Raw genomic sequence first — 15,688 nt, 5'->3', positions numbered from 1 at the left:
CAACCTATGCCCGGGAGGGTCCTTCGAGAAAAGCACCGGCCTCGATCGCCGCCCGCTGCGGATCGCCGGCCCGGATCGCCTCCACCAGTCGACCGTGGTCGACGTACCGCTCGGGGGTCAGCGCGGTGCCCATGGCCTGGGCGACGGTGCTGCGCAGCGCGGCGCCGACCGAGGCGTAGAGCTCGGCGAGCATGGCGTTGTGCGCGGCGGCCACCACCACGGTGTGCAGCGCGGCGTCGGCCTCGACGAACTCGTCCACCCGGCCGGAGCGCCACGCGGCCTCCCGGTCGGCGAGCGCGCCGTCGAGCGCCGTCAGGTCGGCCGGGGTACGCCGCAGCGCGGCGAGCCGGGCGGCCTCCACCTCGAACGCGCGCCGGACCTCGATCACCTCGGCCATCCGGTCGTCGGTGAGGCGACGGGCCACCACCGGGGCCAGCTCGTCGGTCGACACCACGTAGGTGCCGGAGCCCTGCCGGCACTCCAGCACCCCGGCGTGCACCAGCGCGCGGACCGCCTCGCGGACCGTGTTGCGCCCGACGCCGAGCGCGGCGACCAGTTGCGGCTCGGTGGGGATGCGCCCACCCACCGGCCACTCGCCACCCAGGATCCGCTCCCGGAGCTGCTCGATGGTCTGCCGGACCCGGTGACCGCGCGGTGGCACGGCGACGGAATCCACGGCGGGTGTCACCGGTTACACCTCCTGCCGAAATTCATCCCATGATTGTAGGTTCGAGGTCATGACCCCGCCACCCGTGCCCACCGCGACCGCGCCCACCACCGACGTCACGCCCGGTCCGGCCCCGGCCGCCGCCCCGGCCCCCGGCGTGGGTCCGGCGCGGGGTGGGCTGCTCGTGCTGGCCGGGATGCTGCTCGTCGCGCTGAACCTGCGGGCCGCGGTGACCAGCCTGGGCGCCCTGCTCGACGAGATCCGCGTCGGGCTCGGCCTCTCCGGCGCCATGGCCGGCGTGGTCACCACACTGCCCACCGTCGCGTTCGCCGGGCTGGGTGCGCTCACCCCGTGGCTGGTCCGCCGCTGGGCGGCACCCCGGGTGCTCGTCCTGGCCATGATCGCGCTCACCGTCGGGCAGGTGCTGCGGGCGGTCACCGGGTCGGCGGCGGTCTTCGTGCTCACCAGCGCGCTCGCGCTGGCCGGCATCGCGGTGGCGAACATCCTGCTGCCGATGCTGGTCAAGCAGCACTTCCCGCACCGCACCGGACTGGTCACCGGGGCGTACACGATGGCCCTGACGGTGGGCACGACGGTGGCCGCCGCGTCCGCCGTGCCGGTCGCCCACGCCTTCGGCTCCTGGCGGGCCGGGCTGGGCGTCTGGGCCGGGCTCGCCGCGCTGGCCGTGATCCCGTGGGTGCCGCTGGCGCTGCGGGCCCGCGCGGCGCGACGGGCCGCGCCCCCGGCGGCGGCGGTCGCCACCCCGACCCGGGTACGGCCCGGGCGGACCCGGCTCGGCTGGGCCATGGCGGTCTACTTCGGGGCGCAGTCGCTCAGCGGGTACGCGATCATGGGCTGGCTGGCCCAGTTGTTCCGGGACGCCGGGTACCGGCCGGAGGCCGCCGGACTGCTGCTCGCCGGCGTCACCGCGCTCGGTGTGCCGGTGGCGCTGATGATGCCGGCGCTCGCCGGCCGGTTGGCCACGCTGCGGCCGCTGGTGCTGTCGCTGACCGTGTTCTCCACCGCCGCGTACCTCGGGTTGGCGCTCGCGCCGCGCGGCCTGGCGCCGCTGTGGGTGCTGCTGCTCGCGCTCGGCCAGGGCGCGTTCCCGCTGATCCTGACCACGATCGGGCTGCGCGCCCGGACCGCCGAGGGCACCGTCGCGCTGTCCGCCTTCGCGCAGAGCACCGGATACGTGATCGCCGCGCTCGGCCCGCTGCTGGTCGGCATCCTCTACGAGGCGACCGGCGGCTGGACCGCCCCGATCGGTTTCCTGCTGGTGGCGCTCGCCGTGCAGACGACCGCGGGCATGGTCATCGCCCGTCCCCGCTACATCGAGGACGAGCGCTGAAAAGTTTCAGTCAGGAGGAGGCCGGGGTGGGGTCGCCGGCGACGGCCTGCTCCACCGTCGGGTAGGTGTGCAGCACCTCGACCAGGCCGCTGACCTCGAGGATGCGCAGCACGCCGCGCTGCGGGGCGGCCAGCCGGACCACGCCGCCGGCCTCGTCGCAGCTGTTCTTGGCGCGGACGAACACCGACAGCCCGGTCGAGTCGCAGAACGACACCTCGGCCAGGTCGAACACGAGCCGGCTGCGCCCCTTGTCCAGCAGATCCGTGATCTGATCCTGGAGCTGCGGTGCCGTGGCCATGTCCAGCTCGCCCGCGACCGACACGACGACCACATCGCCGCGCTGTTCCGTGTGCACCGTCAGGGACATTCGTCGACCTCCTGTGTTCGGAGGAACGGTATCCCACGACGGGCGTCTCGCGCAGAACGGGAGCCGGCACAGGTGCCGTCGATCATCTCTTTGCTCCGCGACAACTAGTGCGGTGACCCCCGGTGATAGAGTCCGCCCGTCCAGATCAGGGAGGTCACCATGGCGTTGAGCGCCGAACAGGGTGGTCGGCTCGCCCACCTGCTGAGCCAGCACGCCGACCGGCTGGCCGAGCGCTGGACGGAGATCGTCGCCAGCTCGCTGCGCGGCCGGCTGAGCCGGGCCGAGCTGAACCGCCAGGTGCAGGAACTCCACCGCGCGCTGGTCGACGCCGGCCAGCACGGCGTGACCGACCTCGCCGGCGAGCACGGCGGTGAGCTGCGGGCCGTGCTGTCCGAGCTGTCCACCAACCGGGCCCGGCAGGGATTCAGCGCCACCGAGACCGCGATCAGCGTGTTCGCGCTCAAGGACGTCCTGCTGGAGCTGATGGAGGAGGGGCGGGACGACAACACCCTGCGCGACTTCGTCGCCTTCTCCGCGCTGATCGACCAGATGGGGCTGTTCACCTTCGAGACGTTCGTCCGCGCCCGGGAGAGCCTCATCGCCGACCAGGCGGAGCAGTTGCTGGAGCTCTCCACGCCGGTGGTCAAGCTCTGGGAGGGCGTGGTCGCCGTCCCGCTGGTCGGCACGCTCGACTCGGCCCGCGCCCAGGTGGTGATGGAGCGACTGCTGCAGACGCTCGTCGACACCGGCTCGCCGTACGCGATCATCGACATCACCGGCGTCCCGGCGGTGGACACCCAGGTCGCGCAGCACATCCTCAAGACCGTGGTGGCCGCCCGACTGATGGGCGCCGACTGCATCATCTCCGGCATCCGGCCGCAGATCGCCCAGACGATCGTCGCCCTCGGCATCGAGTTCGGTGACATCGCCACCAAGGCGAGCCTGGCCGACGCGCTGCGGCACGTGCTGCGTCTGACCGGGGTCGAGACCACCGCCCGCCGCGCACGCCGGGAGGCGTGATGGAGCGGGTGCCGATCCTCAAGATCGGCGACATCCTGCTGGTCTCGATCCAGGTCGACATGTCCGACCAGACGGCGGTCCAGCTCCAGGAGGACCTGGCCGAGCGGATCGTCGCCACCGGCTGCCACGGCGTGATCATCGACATCACGGCGCTGGACATCGTCGACTCGTTCGTCGGCCGGATGCTCTCCACCATCGCGTCCATCTCCAAGGTGCTGGACGCCGAGACGGTGGTCGTCGGCATGCGTCCCGCCGTCGCCATCACCCTGGTCGAGTTGGGGTTGTCGCTCAACGGCATCCGTACCGCGCTGAACGTCGAGCGGGGCATGGAGCTGATCGCGGCCAGCCGCGCCGACGACTGGGACGAGGCGCCCGGCGACGAGGACGCCGAGACGACGGCGACGCCATGACCACGGGCGTCGACCTGGGGGTGCCGGCGACGCAGGCGATCCGTAGCGACGAGGACGTGGTGCGGGTACGGCAGTTGGTGCGTACCACCGCCGTCGCGGTCCGGCTCTCCCTGGTCGACCAGACCAAGCTGGTCACCGCCGCCAGCGAACTGGCCCGCAACACGCTGATCTACGGCGGCGGGGGCAGCGCCGAGGTGAGCACCGTCTCCGACGGCCGCCGGCGCGGGGTCCGCATCGTCTTCGCCGACCAGGGTCCGGGCATCCCCGACCTCGACCTGGCGCTCACCGACGGCTACACCACCGGCGGCGGCCTGGGACTCGGCCTCAGCGGCGCCCGCCGGCTCGTCGACGACTTCGACATCCGGACCGCCGTCGGCGAGGGCACGACGATCACCGTCACCAAGTGGTCGCGATGACCGCCGACGTGGTCCCCGACCACGGCGTCTGGTTCCGGGTCGACAACGGCGCGACCGCCGGTGGCGTACGCCGGGCGGCCGAGCGCCTCGGTCGCCAGCTCGAACTGAGCGCGGACCGCGTCGCGGACCTGGCCATCATCACCGCCGAGATCACCAGCAACCTGGTCAAGCACGCCCGCGAGGGCACGCTGCTGCTGCGCCCGGCGCGCCGCAACGGGCGGGCCGGGGTGGAGCTGGTGGCCATCGACGCCGGCCCCGGCATGGCCGACCTCACGCTCTCCTCGACCGACGGTCACTCGACGGTCGGCACGCTCGGCATCGGCCTCGGCGCCATCGTCCGGCAGGCGAGCCGGTTCGACGGCTATTCGCTCAGCGGCCGGGGCACCGTCCTGACCGTTCAGGTGTGGGACGGGCCGCCGCCGGAGCCGGACTGGGCCGCCGGGTTGGCCCGGCCGATCACCGGCGAGCAGGACAGCGGCGACGGGTACGCGGTGCGCGAGGTCGACGGCCGCCGGCAGGTGCTGGTCTGCGACGGACTGGGGCACGGGCCGCTGGCCGCCGCCGCCACCGGAGCCGCGGTCGCCGCGTTCCGCTCGGCGCCGGTCGGACCACCGGACGTCGTGGTGCGGCACCTGCACGCGAGCATCTCGCACACCCGGGGCGCGGCGCTCGCGGTGGCCGAACCGGACCCGGCGACCGGGCTGCTGCGCTACGCCGGCCTGGGCAACATCGCCGCCATGATCGTCGCGTCGGGCGAGCGGCGGCGGGGCCTGGTCTCGCTGCCGGGCATCGCCGGCCACCAGCGTCCGGCGGTACGCGGGTACGAGTACCCGTTCGCGCCCGGGTCGACCCTGGTCATGCACAGTGACGGCGTGGTGGACCGCTGGGACCTGGACGACTACCCCGGGTTGGCCGGGCGGGCGCCGCTGCTGGTCGCCGCCACCCTGCTCCGGGACGCCGGGGTCCGCCGTGACGACGCGTGCGTCCTGGTCGCCCGGGGCACGGCATGAGCGAACGCACCGAGCGCAGCGAGGGCCGTGAACCTCTTCTGCACCTGGCGCTCCGGGTCGAGCAGGACATCTTCCTGATCCGCCAGCGCGGCCGGGAGGTCGCCGCGGCCGTCGGCCTGGAACACCAGGACCAGGTACGCCTCGCCACCGCGCTCAGCGAGGTGGCCCGGGAGCTGCTGCGCGGGGTCGACGGCGCGGACGTCACGTTCGCGGTCGACCGGGACGTCGCCACCGGTCGGCGGGTGCTCCGGGTGGACCTGGCCCCGGTACGCCCGCTCCCCGACGGCCGGTACGAGCCGCAGTCCGGCGCGGTGGCGCGTCTGGTGGACACGTTGCAGGTGGTGACCGTCGAGAGCGATACCGTCGTGAGGATGTCCAGACGAGTACCGGACCACGCCGAGGAGCTGACGCCGGACCGCGTCGCCCAGCTCCGCGCCGAGCTGGCCGAGCGCGCTCCGGGCTCCGCGTTGGACGAGTTGGCCGCGCAGAACGCCCAGCTCATCGCCGCGCTGGACGAGGTGCGCAGCCAGCGGGACGAGCTGGCGGTGCTCAACTCCGAGCTCCAGGAGACCAACCAGGGCGTGATGGCGCTCTACAACCAGCTCACCGAGGAGCTGGAGGAGACCAACCGCGGCGTGGTGGCGCTCTACGCCGAGCTGGACGAGAAGTCCGCCCAGCTGCGGGCCGCCAGCGAGTCGAAGAGCCGGTTCCTGGCCAACGTCAGTCATGAGCTGCGCGCCCCGGTCACCGCGATCATCGGCCTGGGACGGCTGCTGGCCGACTCCGCCTCCGATCCGCTCACCGGTGAGCAGGCCCGCCAGGTGGGCCTCATCCGGTCCTCCGCGGGCGACCTGCTGGCCCTGGTGAACGAGCTGCTCGACCTGGCCAAGGCCGAGTCGGGCCGGATCGAGCCGGACTGGTCCGACGTCGACCTGCGCGCGGTGTTCGGGCAGTTGCGCGGCACGTTGCGGGCGCTGGCCACCCGGCCGGAGGTGGAGCTGGTGGTCGAGGAGCCGCCGGCGCCGGCGACGGTCCGCTCGGACGAGGTGCTCCTCGCCCAGGTGCTGCGCAACCTGCTGCACAACGGCCTGAAGTTCACCGAGCGCGGCGAGGTGCGACTGCGCGCCGAGCGCCGCGACGGCATGTGGACGCTGTCGGTCACCGACACCGGCGTGGGCATCCCGGCGGAGCTGCACGAACGGATCTTCGAGGAGTTCTACCAGGTCCCCGGCACGACGCGGGTCGGCGGCACCGGCCTCGGCCTGCCGTACGCCCGGCGGTTGGTCGCCCTGCTCGGCGGGACGCTGGAGCTGACCAGCGAATCGGGCCGGGGCAGCACGTTCACCGTCGTCCTGCCCGTGGGCGGAGCGTGACGGTGGACGGCGGGCCGGCGACGGTGCTGGTGGTCGACGACAGCGGCCCCAAGCGGTACCTGCTGGTGAACTGGCTGAACCGGGCCGGTTTCGTCACCGTCGAGGCCGAGAACGGCACCTCGGCGCTGGACCTGGTGGCCCGGAAGTCGGTCGACCTGGTGGTGCTCGACGTCCGGCTGCCGGACATGAGCGGTTTCGAGGTGTGCGAGCGGATCAAGGAGGCGCACCCCTCCACCCCGGTCATCCACGTCTCGGCGCACGCGGTGGACGTGGTCGACCGGGCGCAGGGGCTGACCCGGGGCGCGGACGCCTACCTGGCCGAGCCGATCGAGCCGGAGGAACTGGTCGCCACCGCGCACGCGGTGCTGCGCTACTACCAGGCCCGGCGGCGGGCCGAGCAGCTCGCCGAGCGGCTCGCCGCGCTGGCCGACGCCACCGTGGAGATGCACGCCGCGCCGAACTTCGTCCGGCTGCTGGAGGCCGCCGCCAGTGGCGCCGCCCGGATCTTCCGGGCGCCGGCGGCGGTGGTCGCCGAGACGTTCGACGGGGACTGCCTGGCGGGCGTGGCCGCCGACCCGCACACGCCGGCCCGGATCGTGCCGTGGGTGGTGGACGACACCGGCGTGCCGATCGGCACCCGCGTGCGGGTCGACGAGCCGGGCGCCTGGGGGCTCGCCGACTGGCCGGACGGCGACACGGTGACCGTGGCCGCCTCCCGGCTGCGCGAGGACCGGGCCCCCCTCTACGTGGTGGTGCCGACCGCCACCCAGACCGTCCGTACGCCGGTGCTGGTGCAGCTCGCCCAGGCGGTCGCCTCGGCGGTGGAGGCGCAGCGCTCCTTCGACGAGGAGCACCGGATCGCGGTGACGCTCCAACGCAGCCTGTTGCCCCGGCGGCTGCCCGAGGTCGCCGGCCTGGACCTGGCCGTCCGCTACGAGCCGGCGAGCGCGCAGACCGAGGTGGGCGGCGACTTCTACGAGCTGGTGATGCTCGACGGGCACCTGCTGGTGGCGATCGGCGACGTGGCCGGTCACTCGTTGCACGCCGCCACCGTGATGGCCGAGTTGCGGCACGCGGTGCGCGCGTACGCGGTGGAGGGGCACCAGCCCGGCGTGATCCTGGACCGGGTCAACGAGCTGATGCGCACCCTGCTGCCGACCGAGCTGGCGACGATCTGCGTGCTGCTGCTCCACCCGCCCACCGGGCTGATCCGGCTGGCCAGCGCCGGTCACCTGCCGGCGTTGCTGAGTCGGGACGGGCGGGTGGAGTTCGTGACCCAGTCCGCGCCGCTGCTCGGCGTCCGCGCGCCCCGCCCGCCCGACCTGGAGTTCGTGCTGCCTCCCGGGGCCACGCTGGTGCTCTACACGGACGGCCTGATCGAGCGGCGGGACGCGACCATCGACGACGGCATGGCGGCGCTCGGCGTGGTGGCCACCCGGGTCGACGACAACCTCGACGACTTCTGCCAGCGGCTGCTGGTCGAGCTGGCCCCGCCGGAGATCCACGACGACGTCGCGGTCGTCGCGGTCCGCCGCCGCTGAGGCGGTCACCCGCCGGGCGTCACCGCCGGGCGGTGGCCAGCGAGCGGGCGTACGCCGCGGGGGAGACACCGGCGACGGCGGTGAACTCGCGGACCAGGTGGGCCTGGTCGGCGTACCCCAGGTCGGCGGCGACCCGCGACCAGTCCAAGGGCCCGGCGGCGGCCTGTTCGATCGCCTCCTGGAGTCGGTAGCGGCGGATCACCCACTTCGGACCGACGCCGACCTGGTCCAGGAACAGCCGCTGGAGCCGGCGGGTGGAGGCGGCGTGCCGCCGCGCGAAGTCGGCCACCCGCAGCACGCCCCGGTCGGCGCGGATCTCCTCGACCAGCGCGGTGACCTCGGCGGTGAGCGGATCCGGAACCGGTGACGCGGCGGTCAGCAGGTCGTCCAGCCGGCGGCACCGCTCGTCGTCGGTGCCCGGGCAGACCGGCCGGTCCGGCCCGGGCAGGTGCGTCGCGGCGAGCGGGACGCGGTGGCCGGTCAGCTCGGCCACCGGGCGCCCCCAGAACGGGCGGAAGCCGCCGGGACGGAACTGGACGCCGGTGACCCGCCCGGCGCCGTGCAGCGTGACGGTGAACAGGCCGGTGTCCACACCGGCCACCACGCCGTGCTCGACCCCGCCCTCCTGGGCCTGGAACACCAGGTTGACCGCCGGGTGCGGCACCACCCGTTGGTCGAACGGCTCGGCCAGGTCCCAGTCGATCAGCCAGTAGTGCTCCACCCACGGGCGCAGCGCCGGGGCGGGCAGCCGGCGCCGGAACCGGACCTGCCGCAGCAGCCGGTCGGGATCGAGGATCCCCCGGCTGTCCCGCCGCGGTTCGTGTCGCATTTCTTCAAGACCGTCCTCATACGCTGGCCCTATGAGCACGAAGACTAGTGAGCTGCTGTCCGTCGCGTCGCCGGGCACGACGGCGGTGGTGCGCGGCGTCGCCGACGACCAGCTCGGCCTGCCCACCCCCTGCCCCGACTACACCGTGCGCGACCTGCTGAACCACGTGAGCGACGTGGTGGTCAACTTCCAGGCGATGGCCCGGCGGGAGGAGGTCGACTGGTCGGGCAAGACCGACCACCTGACCGAGGGCTGGCGGGACCGGTTCGCCACCGAGGCGGCGCGGCTGGTCGAGGCGTGGTCGGACCCGGCGGCCCTGGAGGGTGTCTCGCCCGGCATGGGCCTGCCGCAGGAGACGGTCGGGCTGATGGCCCTGATCGATCTCACCGTGCACGGCTGGGACCTGGCCCGGGCCACCGGGCAGGAGCTGGTGGTGGACCCGTCCGTGGTGGCGGCGGGGCACGACTTCATGGACCGGATGGGCGACATGGGGCAGCGGATGGGCGCGTTCGGCGCTCCGGTGCCCACCGACGCGGCCCCGACCACGCTGGCGGCGCTGCTCGCCCGCACCGGGCGCGACCCGGCCTGGGCACCTCCTGCTTGACGGTTCTATTCACTGAGTGAATAGTAAGGGCGTGTCCACCCAGCACGTCCTGCTCGGGCTGCTCGCCGCCGGCCCACGCCACGGCTACGAGCTGAAACGCGCCCACGACGAGCGGCTGCCCCGGGCCCGGCCGCTCGCCTTCGGGCAGGTCTACGCGACGCTGGCCCGGCTGCACCGCGACGGCTTGGTCGCCCCCGCCGGCCAGGCCCGCGAGGGCGGCCCGGACCGCACCGCCTACGCGCTCACCGGCGCGGGCCGGGACGCCCTCGACCAGTGGCTGGCCACCGTCGAACCGCCGATGCCCTACGTGGCCAGCACGCTCTTCGCCAAGGTGGTGGTCGCGCTCCTGGTGGCCGACGCCGACCAGGCGCGCGCCTGGCTGGTCGCCCAGCGCCGCGCCCACACCGAGCGGCTGCGCGAGCTGACCGCGGTGAAGAGCGCACCCGGTGCCCGCCTCGACGAGGTGGTCGCCGCCGACTTCGCCATCGCCCATCTCGACGCCGATCTGCGGTGGCTGCACACCACCCTGGACCGGGTCGCCGACTGGCACCGGGAGGTGCACTCGTGACGTTCCTGCAAGCGCGCGGCGTGGTCCGGGCTTACGGCCCGACACCGGCACTGCGCGGCGTGACGCTCGACGTGGCCGAGGGCGAGATCGTGGCCGTCACCGGCCCGAGCGGCTGCGGCAAGTCGACACTGTTGCACTGCCTCGCCGGCATCCTGCGCCCCGACGCCGGTCAGGTCACCTGGCGCGGCGAACGGATCGACCAGTGGTCGGAGGCGGCCCGGTCCCGGCTGCGCCGCACCGACTTCGGGGTGCTGTTCCAGTTCGGCCAGCTCGTCGCCGAGCTGACCGCGGCGGAGAACGTCGCCCTTCCGTTGCTTCTCGCCGGCACGGGGCGGCGAGCGGCACGGACGGCGGCGCTCACCTGGCTGGAACGGCTCGGCGTGGCCGAGGTCGCCGACGCCCGACCGGGCGAGATGTCCGGCGGCCAGCAGCAGCGCTGTGCGCTGTCCCGGGCGCTGGTCACCGAGCCGCGGGTGCTCTTCGCCGACGAGCCCACCGGCGCGCTCGACACGCTCGCCGGCGAGCAGGTGCTCACCCAACTGGTCCGGCTGGCCCGCGACCAACGCACCACGGTCGTGCTGGTCACCCACGAGCCGCGGATCGCCGCGTACGCGGACCGGGAGGTGAGCCTGCGCGACGGGATGGTCGACCACACCGGGCTGGGCCTCGACCCGGCGGTGCCGGGCGGCACGCGGTGAGGCCGGCGACGCTGCTGCGACTCGCGCTCGCCGGCACCCGCACCGATGGCGCGCGGGTGGCGTTGACCGCGGTGAGCGCCGCGCTGGCGACGCTCGCCGGGCTGGCCGCGCTCACCGTGCTGGCCGTGGCCAAGCCGCCCGGCCACGCCTGGGTGAACTCGGACCAGTACACCAACGCCCTGCTGCGGGAACCGGGCCTGCGCCCCGGCGTCGCCTTCGCCCTGCTGCTGCTCTGCATACCGGTGCTGGGGCTGGCCGGGCAGTGCGCCCGCCTCGGCGCGCCGGGCCGGGACCGGCGGTTGGCCGCGCTCCGGCTGGTCGGCGCCACGCCCGGCCAGGTCACCCGGATCGCAGTCGCCGAGACCGGCGTGGCGAGCCTGCTCGGCACCGTCACCGGCCTCGCCGTCTTCCTGGTCGGGCGCCGGCTGCTGCACCGGCCCGACGCCACCGGCCGGCTGCCCCTGCCCACCGACGTGCTCCCGGCCCCGGCCGCCACGACCGCCGTCGTGCTCGGCCTGCCGCTGGTCGCCGCGCTGGCGAGCGCGCTGCTGCTGCGGCGGGTCACCACCACCCCGTTCGGCGTCGTGCGCCGGGTCCGCACCCGCGCCCCCTGGCCGTGGCCCGGCGTGCTCATCCTGGCCGCGCTGGCCATCTTCGCGGCGATCCGCCCGGTCCTGCTCTGGTATGAGCGGCGCGACGTCGTCGAACCCGACTGGGTGGCTCCGCTGATGCTGATGGCCGGCGGGCTGACCGCGATGATCGGCGTGGTGTCCGGCACCGGCTGGATCTCGTACCAGACCGGGCAGGTGCTGCACCGGTACGGCCGCGGCGCCGCCGCGCTGCTCGCGGCGCGCCGGCTCACCGCCGATCCGTGGGCCGGCAGCCGCACGTTCGCCGCCCTGCTCGCCGCACTGATCGTCGGCGCCGGCGCCGCCGGGATCCGCGCCGACTTCCTGGCCCAGGCCGAGCTGACCCGCCGCACCGGCGCGGGGCTGTCCGACCCGGACTTCTACCTCAACGCGATGGGCCTGGTCGACCTGGCGATCGTGGTGGCGATGGCGATCGCCGGCGGTGGACTGCTCGTCGCCGTGGTCGAGGGCATCACCAGCCGGCGCCGGGCGTACGCCGCCCAGGTGGCCACCGGCGTGCCGCGCGCCACCATCGGCCGGTCGCTGCTCTGGGCGTCGCTCGCCCCGGCCGTGCCGGCGGTCGGGCTCGCGCTGACCGTCGGATACCTGCTGGTCCGGGGACTGCTCCCCGACCCGAGCGGCGGCGGCTACCGGACCACGGTCTGCGACGCCGGTCCCGACCTGTGCGGCGATCCGGCCACCAGCGCCCGCTACGCCCGTACCGAATGGGTGCCGGAGGTGGTCGTCCGGCCGGACGTGCCGTGGGAGCAGCTGGCCTGGCTCGCGGCGGGTGGGCTGGCGGCGGTGCTGGCCACCGCCGCCGCCGGCCTGCTGGTCCTGCGCGCCAGCACCTCGGTGGAGGAACTGCGCACCACCTGACGGCGGTCAGCGTCCGCCGAGCAGACCCGCGGACCCGGCCACGGCCAGCCCGATCACGGTGGAACAGCAGCAGACCGCCAGCGCGGCGGCGACCACCAGGAGGATCAACCAGGTCGGCCCGCGCCGCGCCGCCGGCTGCTCCTCGTCGGTCATCCCGGCAGTCTAGGTGCGGGCAGGATGGTGCGATGGAGCTGATCACGATCGCTGACGTCCGGACCGCCGCCGACGACCTGACGGGCACCGTGGTGCGCAGCCCGCTGCTGCCGGCGCCCTGGGACGAGGAGCTGTGGCTCAAGCCGGAGAACCTGCAACCGGTGGGGTCGTTCAAGCTGCGCGGCGCCACCCACGCCGTGGCCCGGCTCGCCCCCGACGTCCGGTCCCGGGGCGTGGTCACCCACTCCTCCGGCAACCACGGGCAGGCGCTGGCGTACGCGGCCCGCGCGTTCGGAGTGCCCTGCGTCGTGGTGGTGCCAGCGGGCGCGCCCGAGGTCAAGGTGGCCCGGATGCGGGCGCTCGGCGCGGACGTGCGGACGGTGCCGCCGGCCCACCGGCTCGCCGAGGCGGAGCGGATCGCGGCGGAGACCGGGGCGGCGCTCGTGCCCCCGTTCGACCACCCGGCGGTCATCGCCGGGCAGGGCACCGTCGGGCTGGAGATCGTCGCCGACCTGCCCGACGTCGACGTGGTGCTGGTGCCGGTGGGCGGCGGCGGTCTCGGCTCGGGCGTCGCCACCGCGGTCAAGGCGCTGCGCCCGTCGGCCGCCGTCATCGGGGTGGAACCGGAGCTGGCCGCCGACGCCGTGGAGTCGCTCGCCGCCGGCGAGGTGGTGGTCTGGGATGTCGACCGCACCTACCGGACCTGCGCCGACGGGCTGCGGACCAACCTGTCCGCGCGGACGCTGGCCCACCTGCGGGAGCGGCTCGACGGCATCGTCACGGTGACCGAGGACGAGATCATGGCGGCCACCGGACGGGTGCTGCGGGACGCGCGCCTGGTGGCCGAGCCGAGCGGCGCGGTCGCGCTGGCCGCCCGGCTGTTCCACCGCGACGAGCTGCCGGGCGGGCGTACCGTCGCGGTGGTCACCGGCGGCAACGCCGACCCGGCAGTGCTCGCCGCCGCGCTTGCGATGTAAGGAAGGGCCCCTTCTTAACGTCTCCGGTAGAGGAGGGGCCCCTTGTTAACAGCGAGCTGTTAACAAGGGGCCCCTCCTTACACTCCAGGCTCAGGCGCGGCCGAGGCGATCGAGGGTCCAGGCGTTGACGAACGCCTCCTCGCGCCAGGCGTCGTACCGGCCGCTCGGCCCGCCGTGCCCGGCGCCCATCTCGGTCTTCAGCAGGTAGTCGCCCTGCGGCGCGAGCGCGCGCAGCCGGGCGACCCACTTGGCCGGCTCGTGGTAGAGCACTCGGGTGTCGTTCAGGCTGGTCACGGCCAGGATCGCCGGGTAGTCGGCGGAGGTCACGTTCTCGTACGGGGTGTACGACTTCATGTACGCGTAGACCTCGGGGTCGTCCAGTGGGTTGCCCCACTCCTCCCACTCGGTCACCGTCAGCGGCAGCGACGGGTCGAGGATCGAGGTCAGCGCGTCCACGAACGGCACCTGCGCGACGATCCCGGCGAACGCGTCCGGGGCGAGGTTCGCCACCGCGCCCATCAGCAGGCCACCGGCCGAGGCGCCCCGGGCGACCAGCCGGTCGCTCGCCGTCCAGCCCGCCTTGACCAGGTGCCGGGCGCAGGCCACGAAGTCGGTGAAGGTGTTCTTCTTGGCCAGCAGCTTGCCCTCGTCGTACCAGCGCCGGCCCAGCTCGCCGCCGCCCCGGATGTGCGCGACCGCGAAGATGACGCCACGGTCGAGCAGGCTCAGTCGGGCGATCGAGAACCAGGGGTCCATGCTCGCCTCGTACGACCCGTAGCCGTAGATGACCGCGGGCGCGGAGCCGTCGCGCGGGGTGTCGCGGCGGCAGACCAGCGAGATCGGTACGCGGGTGCCGTCGTCGGCCAGCGCCCAGTCCCGGTGCTGCTCGTAGTCGGCCGGGTCGTACGCCCGCCCGTCCGGCCCGGGCCGTACCGGCTTCTGCCGGCGCAGCGTCAGCTCCCGGGTGACCAGGTCGTAGTCGTAGACCGAGTCGGGGGTGACCAGCGAGGTGTAGCGCAGCCGCACCGTGCCCGTGCGGTATTCCGGGTTCGCGTCCAGCCCGACGCTGTAGATCGGCTCGGGAAAGTCGATGTCCCAGCTGTCGTCGCTGCCGACCGGCAGTACGCGCAGCCCGGTCAGCCCGTTGGCGCGCAGCGAGACCACGAGGTGGTTCTCGAACGCGTCGACCGCCTCCAGCCGCGTGCCCGGGGTGTGGGGGATCAGCGGCGTCCACTCGCCCGGCGCGTCCGCCGAGGTGTACGCCAGCGCGAAGTCCTCCGCACCGTCGTTGTGCAGGATCAGGAAGCGGTGGCCGTGGTGCTCCACCGCGTACTCGACGCCCTGACGCCGCGGGGCCACGACGGCGGGTTCGCCGGTCGGGTTCGCGGCCGGGATCACCCGGACCTCACTGGTGATCTTGCTGTGGATGTCGACGACGACGAAGCGCTCGGACCGGGTCAGCTCGACGCCCACCCAGAACCGCTCGTCGTCCTCCTGGTGCACCACCACGTCCTCACTCGACGGGGTGCCCACCGTGTGCCGCCACACCCGGTTCGGCCGCCACGCGTCGTCGACCGTCACGTAGAACAGCGTCGAGGCGTCGGCGGACCACGCCGTGCCGTAGAACGTGTCCGGGATCTCATCCGGCCGCACCTCGCCGGTGACCAGGTCCTTGATCCGCAGCGTGAACCGCTCGTCGCCGGAGAAGTCGGTGGAGTAGGCCAACCAGCGCCCGTCCGGGCTGACGTCGAACGCGCCCAGGGAGAAGAAGTCGTGTCCCTCGGCGAGCTGGTTGCCGTCGAGCAGCACCTCCTCGCCGTCGAGCGGGGCGCCGTCCGCGCTGACCGGGGGCGCGGTCTCGTCCGGGCGGACCGCCCGCCGGCAGTGCACGCCGTACTGCTGCCCCTCGACGGTGCGGGTGTAGTACCAGTGGCCGTCCTTGCGGGTCGGCACCGACAGGTCGGTCTCCTGGGTGCGCCGGCGCGTCTCCTCGAACAGTTCCGCGCGCAGCCCGGCCAGGTGCGCGGTGCGCGACTCGGTGTGGGCGTTCTCGGCGTCCAGGTAGGCGATCGTGTCCGGGTCGTCCTTGGCGGCGAGCCACGCGTACTCGTCGACGACCGTGTCGCCGTGGTGGGTCCGCTCGGCCGGAACGCGCTTGGCAACAGGTGGTGGGGTCGTGGTCACGGCGCCACGTTA

17 protein-coding genes are annotated in these 15,688 nt (G+C 74.1%); 12 read left to right on the top strand and 5 right to left on the bottom strand.

Translation table 11 applies throughout. The annotated features are described in order from the left end of the window. Window positions 1-4 precede the first annotated feature (4 nt). Window positions 5-688, bottom strand: coding sequence for a FadR/GntR family transcriptional regulator (locus CO540_RS18185; RefSeq protein WP_099162977.1), 684 nt, complete (start codon window positions 686-688; stop codon window positions 5-7). 49 nt (window positions 689-737) lie between these two features. Here CO540_RS18185 and CO540_RS18180 point away from each other — a divergent pair, with 49 nt between their 5' ends. Then, a complete protein-coding gene (locus tag CO540_RS18180; protein WP_091565361.1) occupies window positions 738-2,018 on the top strand; it encodes an MFS transporter in 1,281 nt (426 codons plus the stop codon). A gap of 10 nt (window positions 2,019-2,028) precedes the next feature. Here CO540_RS18180 and CO540_RS18175 read toward each other — a convergent pair whose 3' ends face one another. Next, window positions 2,029-2,385 (bottom strand): STAS domain-containing protein, encoded by a 357-nt coding sequence (locus tag CO540_RS18175; protein WP_088642031.1) that lies wholly within the window; start codon window positions 2,383-2,385, stop codon window positions 2,029-2,031. Window positions 2,386-2,544: 159 nt separating this feature from the next. On the opposite strand from CO540_RS18175, the gene CO540_RS18170 reads away from it, so the two are divergent. Genes CO540_RS18170 through CO540_RS18145 form a run of 6 tightly spaced genes read left to right on the top strand, consistent with a single transcriptional unit; the run spans window position 2,545 to window position 8,155 of the window. Further along, entirely contained in the window at window positions 2,545-3,405 is an 861-nt protein-coding gene (locus tag CO540_RS18170) for an STAS domain-containing protein (RefSeq protein WP_099162976.1), read from the top strand. Further along, complete coding sequence (locus CO540_RS18165; RefSeq protein WP_091565353.1) at window positions 3,405-3,815, top strand: STAS domain-containing protein; 411 nt, start codon at window positions 3,405-3,407, stop codon at window positions 3,813-3,815. Before CO540_RS18170 ends, CO540_RS18165 begins: the two co-directional genes overlap by 1 nt. Beyond that, entirely contained in the window at window positions 3,812-4,231 is a 420-nt protein-coding gene (locus tag CO540_RS18160; protein WP_098744079.1) for an ATP-binding protein, read from the top strand. The genes CO540_RS18165 and CO540_RS18160 overlap by 4 nt, the downstream gene beginning before the upstream one ends. Then, window positions 4,228-5,241, top strand: coding sequence for a SpoIIE family protein phosphatase (locus CO540_RS18155; protein WP_099164824.1), 1,014 nt, complete (start codon window positions 4,228-4,230; stop codon window positions 5,239-5,241). Before CO540_RS18160 ends, CO540_RS18155 begins: the two co-directional genes overlap by 4 nt. Beyond that, complete coding sequence (locus tag CO540_RS18150; RefSeq protein WP_099162975.1) at window positions 5,238-6,614, top strand: sensor histidine kinase; 1,377 nt, start codon at window positions 5,238-5,240, stop codon at window positions 6,612-6,614. The genes CO540_RS18155 and CO540_RS18150 overlap by 4 nt, the downstream gene beginning before the upstream one ends. 2 nt (window positions 6,615-6,616) lie before the next feature. Further along, the gene (locus CO540_RS18145) at window positions 6,617-8,155 is read left to right on the top strand and encodes a SpoIIE family protein phosphatase (protein ID WP_099164823.1); all 1,539 of its coding nucleotides are present in this window, start codon (window positions 6,617-6,619) and stop codon (window positions 8,153-8,155) included. A gap of 19 nt (window positions 8,156-8,174) precedes the next feature. Here CO540_RS18145 and CO540_RS18140 read toward each other — a convergent pair whose 3' ends face one another. Then, window positions 8,175-8,984 (bottom strand): AraC family transcriptional regulator, encoded by an 810-nt coding sequence (locus CO540_RS18140; RefSeq protein WP_099162974.1) that lies wholly within the window; start codon window positions 8,982-8,984, stop codon window positions 8,175-8,177. Between the two features lie 31 nt (window positions 8,985-9,015). Between CO540_RS18140 and CO540_RS18135 the strand changes: the two genes are divergently transcribed. The 4 genes from CO540_RS18135 to CO540_RS18120 are packed head-to-tail and all read left to right on the top strand — an operon-like array spanning window position 9,016 to window position 12,362. After that, window positions 9,016-9,588, top strand: a complete 573-nt coding sequence (locus tag CO540_RS18135; protein WP_099162973.1) for a TIGR03086 family metal-binding protein — start codon at window positions 9,016-9,018, stop codon at window positions 9,586-9,588. 31 nt (window positions 9,589-9,619) lie between these two features. Further along, window positions 9,620-10,156 (top strand): PadR family transcriptional regulator, encoded by a 537-nt coding sequence (locus tag CO540_RS18130; protein WP_099162972.1) that lies wholly within the window; start codon window positions 9,620-9,622, stop codon window positions 10,154-10,156. Next, the gene (locus tag CO540_RS18125; RefSeq protein WP_099162971.1) at window positions 10,153-10,854 is read left to right on the top strand and encodes an ABC transporter ATP-binding protein; all 702 of its coding nucleotides are present in this window, start codon (window positions 10,153-10,155) and stop codon (window positions 10,852-10,854) included. The genes CO540_RS18130 and CO540_RS18125 overlap by 4 nt, the downstream gene beginning before the upstream one ends. Then, window positions 10,851-12,362, top strand: a complete 1,512-nt coding sequence (locus tag CO540_RS18120) for an FtsX-like permease family protein (protein WP_099162970.1) — start codon at window positions 10,851-10,853, stop codon at window positions 12,360-12,362. The genes CO540_RS18125 and CO540_RS18120 overlap by 4 nt, the downstream gene beginning before the upstream one ends. A 6-nt stretch (window positions 12,363-12,368) precedes the next feature. Here the strand turns inward: CO540_RS18120 and CO540_RS30400 are convergent, their stop codons facing one another. Then, complete coding sequence (locus tag CO540_RS30400; protein WP_172967869.1) at window positions 12,369-12,515, bottom strand: hypothetical protein; 147 nt, start codon at window positions 12,513-12,515, stop codon at window positions 12,369-12,371. 32 nt (window positions 12,516-12,547) lie between these two features. Here CO540_RS30400 and CO540_RS18115 point away from each other — a divergent pair, with 32 nt between their 5' ends. Beyond that, entirely contained in the window at window positions 12,548-13,492 is a 945-nt protein-coding gene (locus CO540_RS18115) for a threonine/serine dehydratase (RefSeq protein ID WP_099162969.1), read from the top strand. 90 nt (window positions 13,493-13,582) lie between these two features. On the opposite strand, the gene CO540_RS18110 is transcribed toward CO540_RS18115, so the two are convergent. Then, on the bottom strand, window positions 13,583-15,676 hold the full coding sequence (locus CO540_RS18110; protein WP_099162968.1) for a S9 family peptidase: 2,094 nt from the start codon (window positions 15,674-15,676) through the stop codon (window positions 13,583-13,585). Window positions 15,677-15,688 lie beyond the last annotated feature (12 nt).

It is taken from the genome of Micromonospora sp. WMMA2032, from assembly GCF_002688545.1.
GTDB classification, from domain to species: domain Bacteria; phylum Actinomycetota; class Actinomycetes; order Mycobacteriales; family Micromonosporaceae; genus Micromonospora; species Micromonospora sediminicola.
This window is presented reverse-complemented; position numbering and strand designations above follow the sequence as displayed.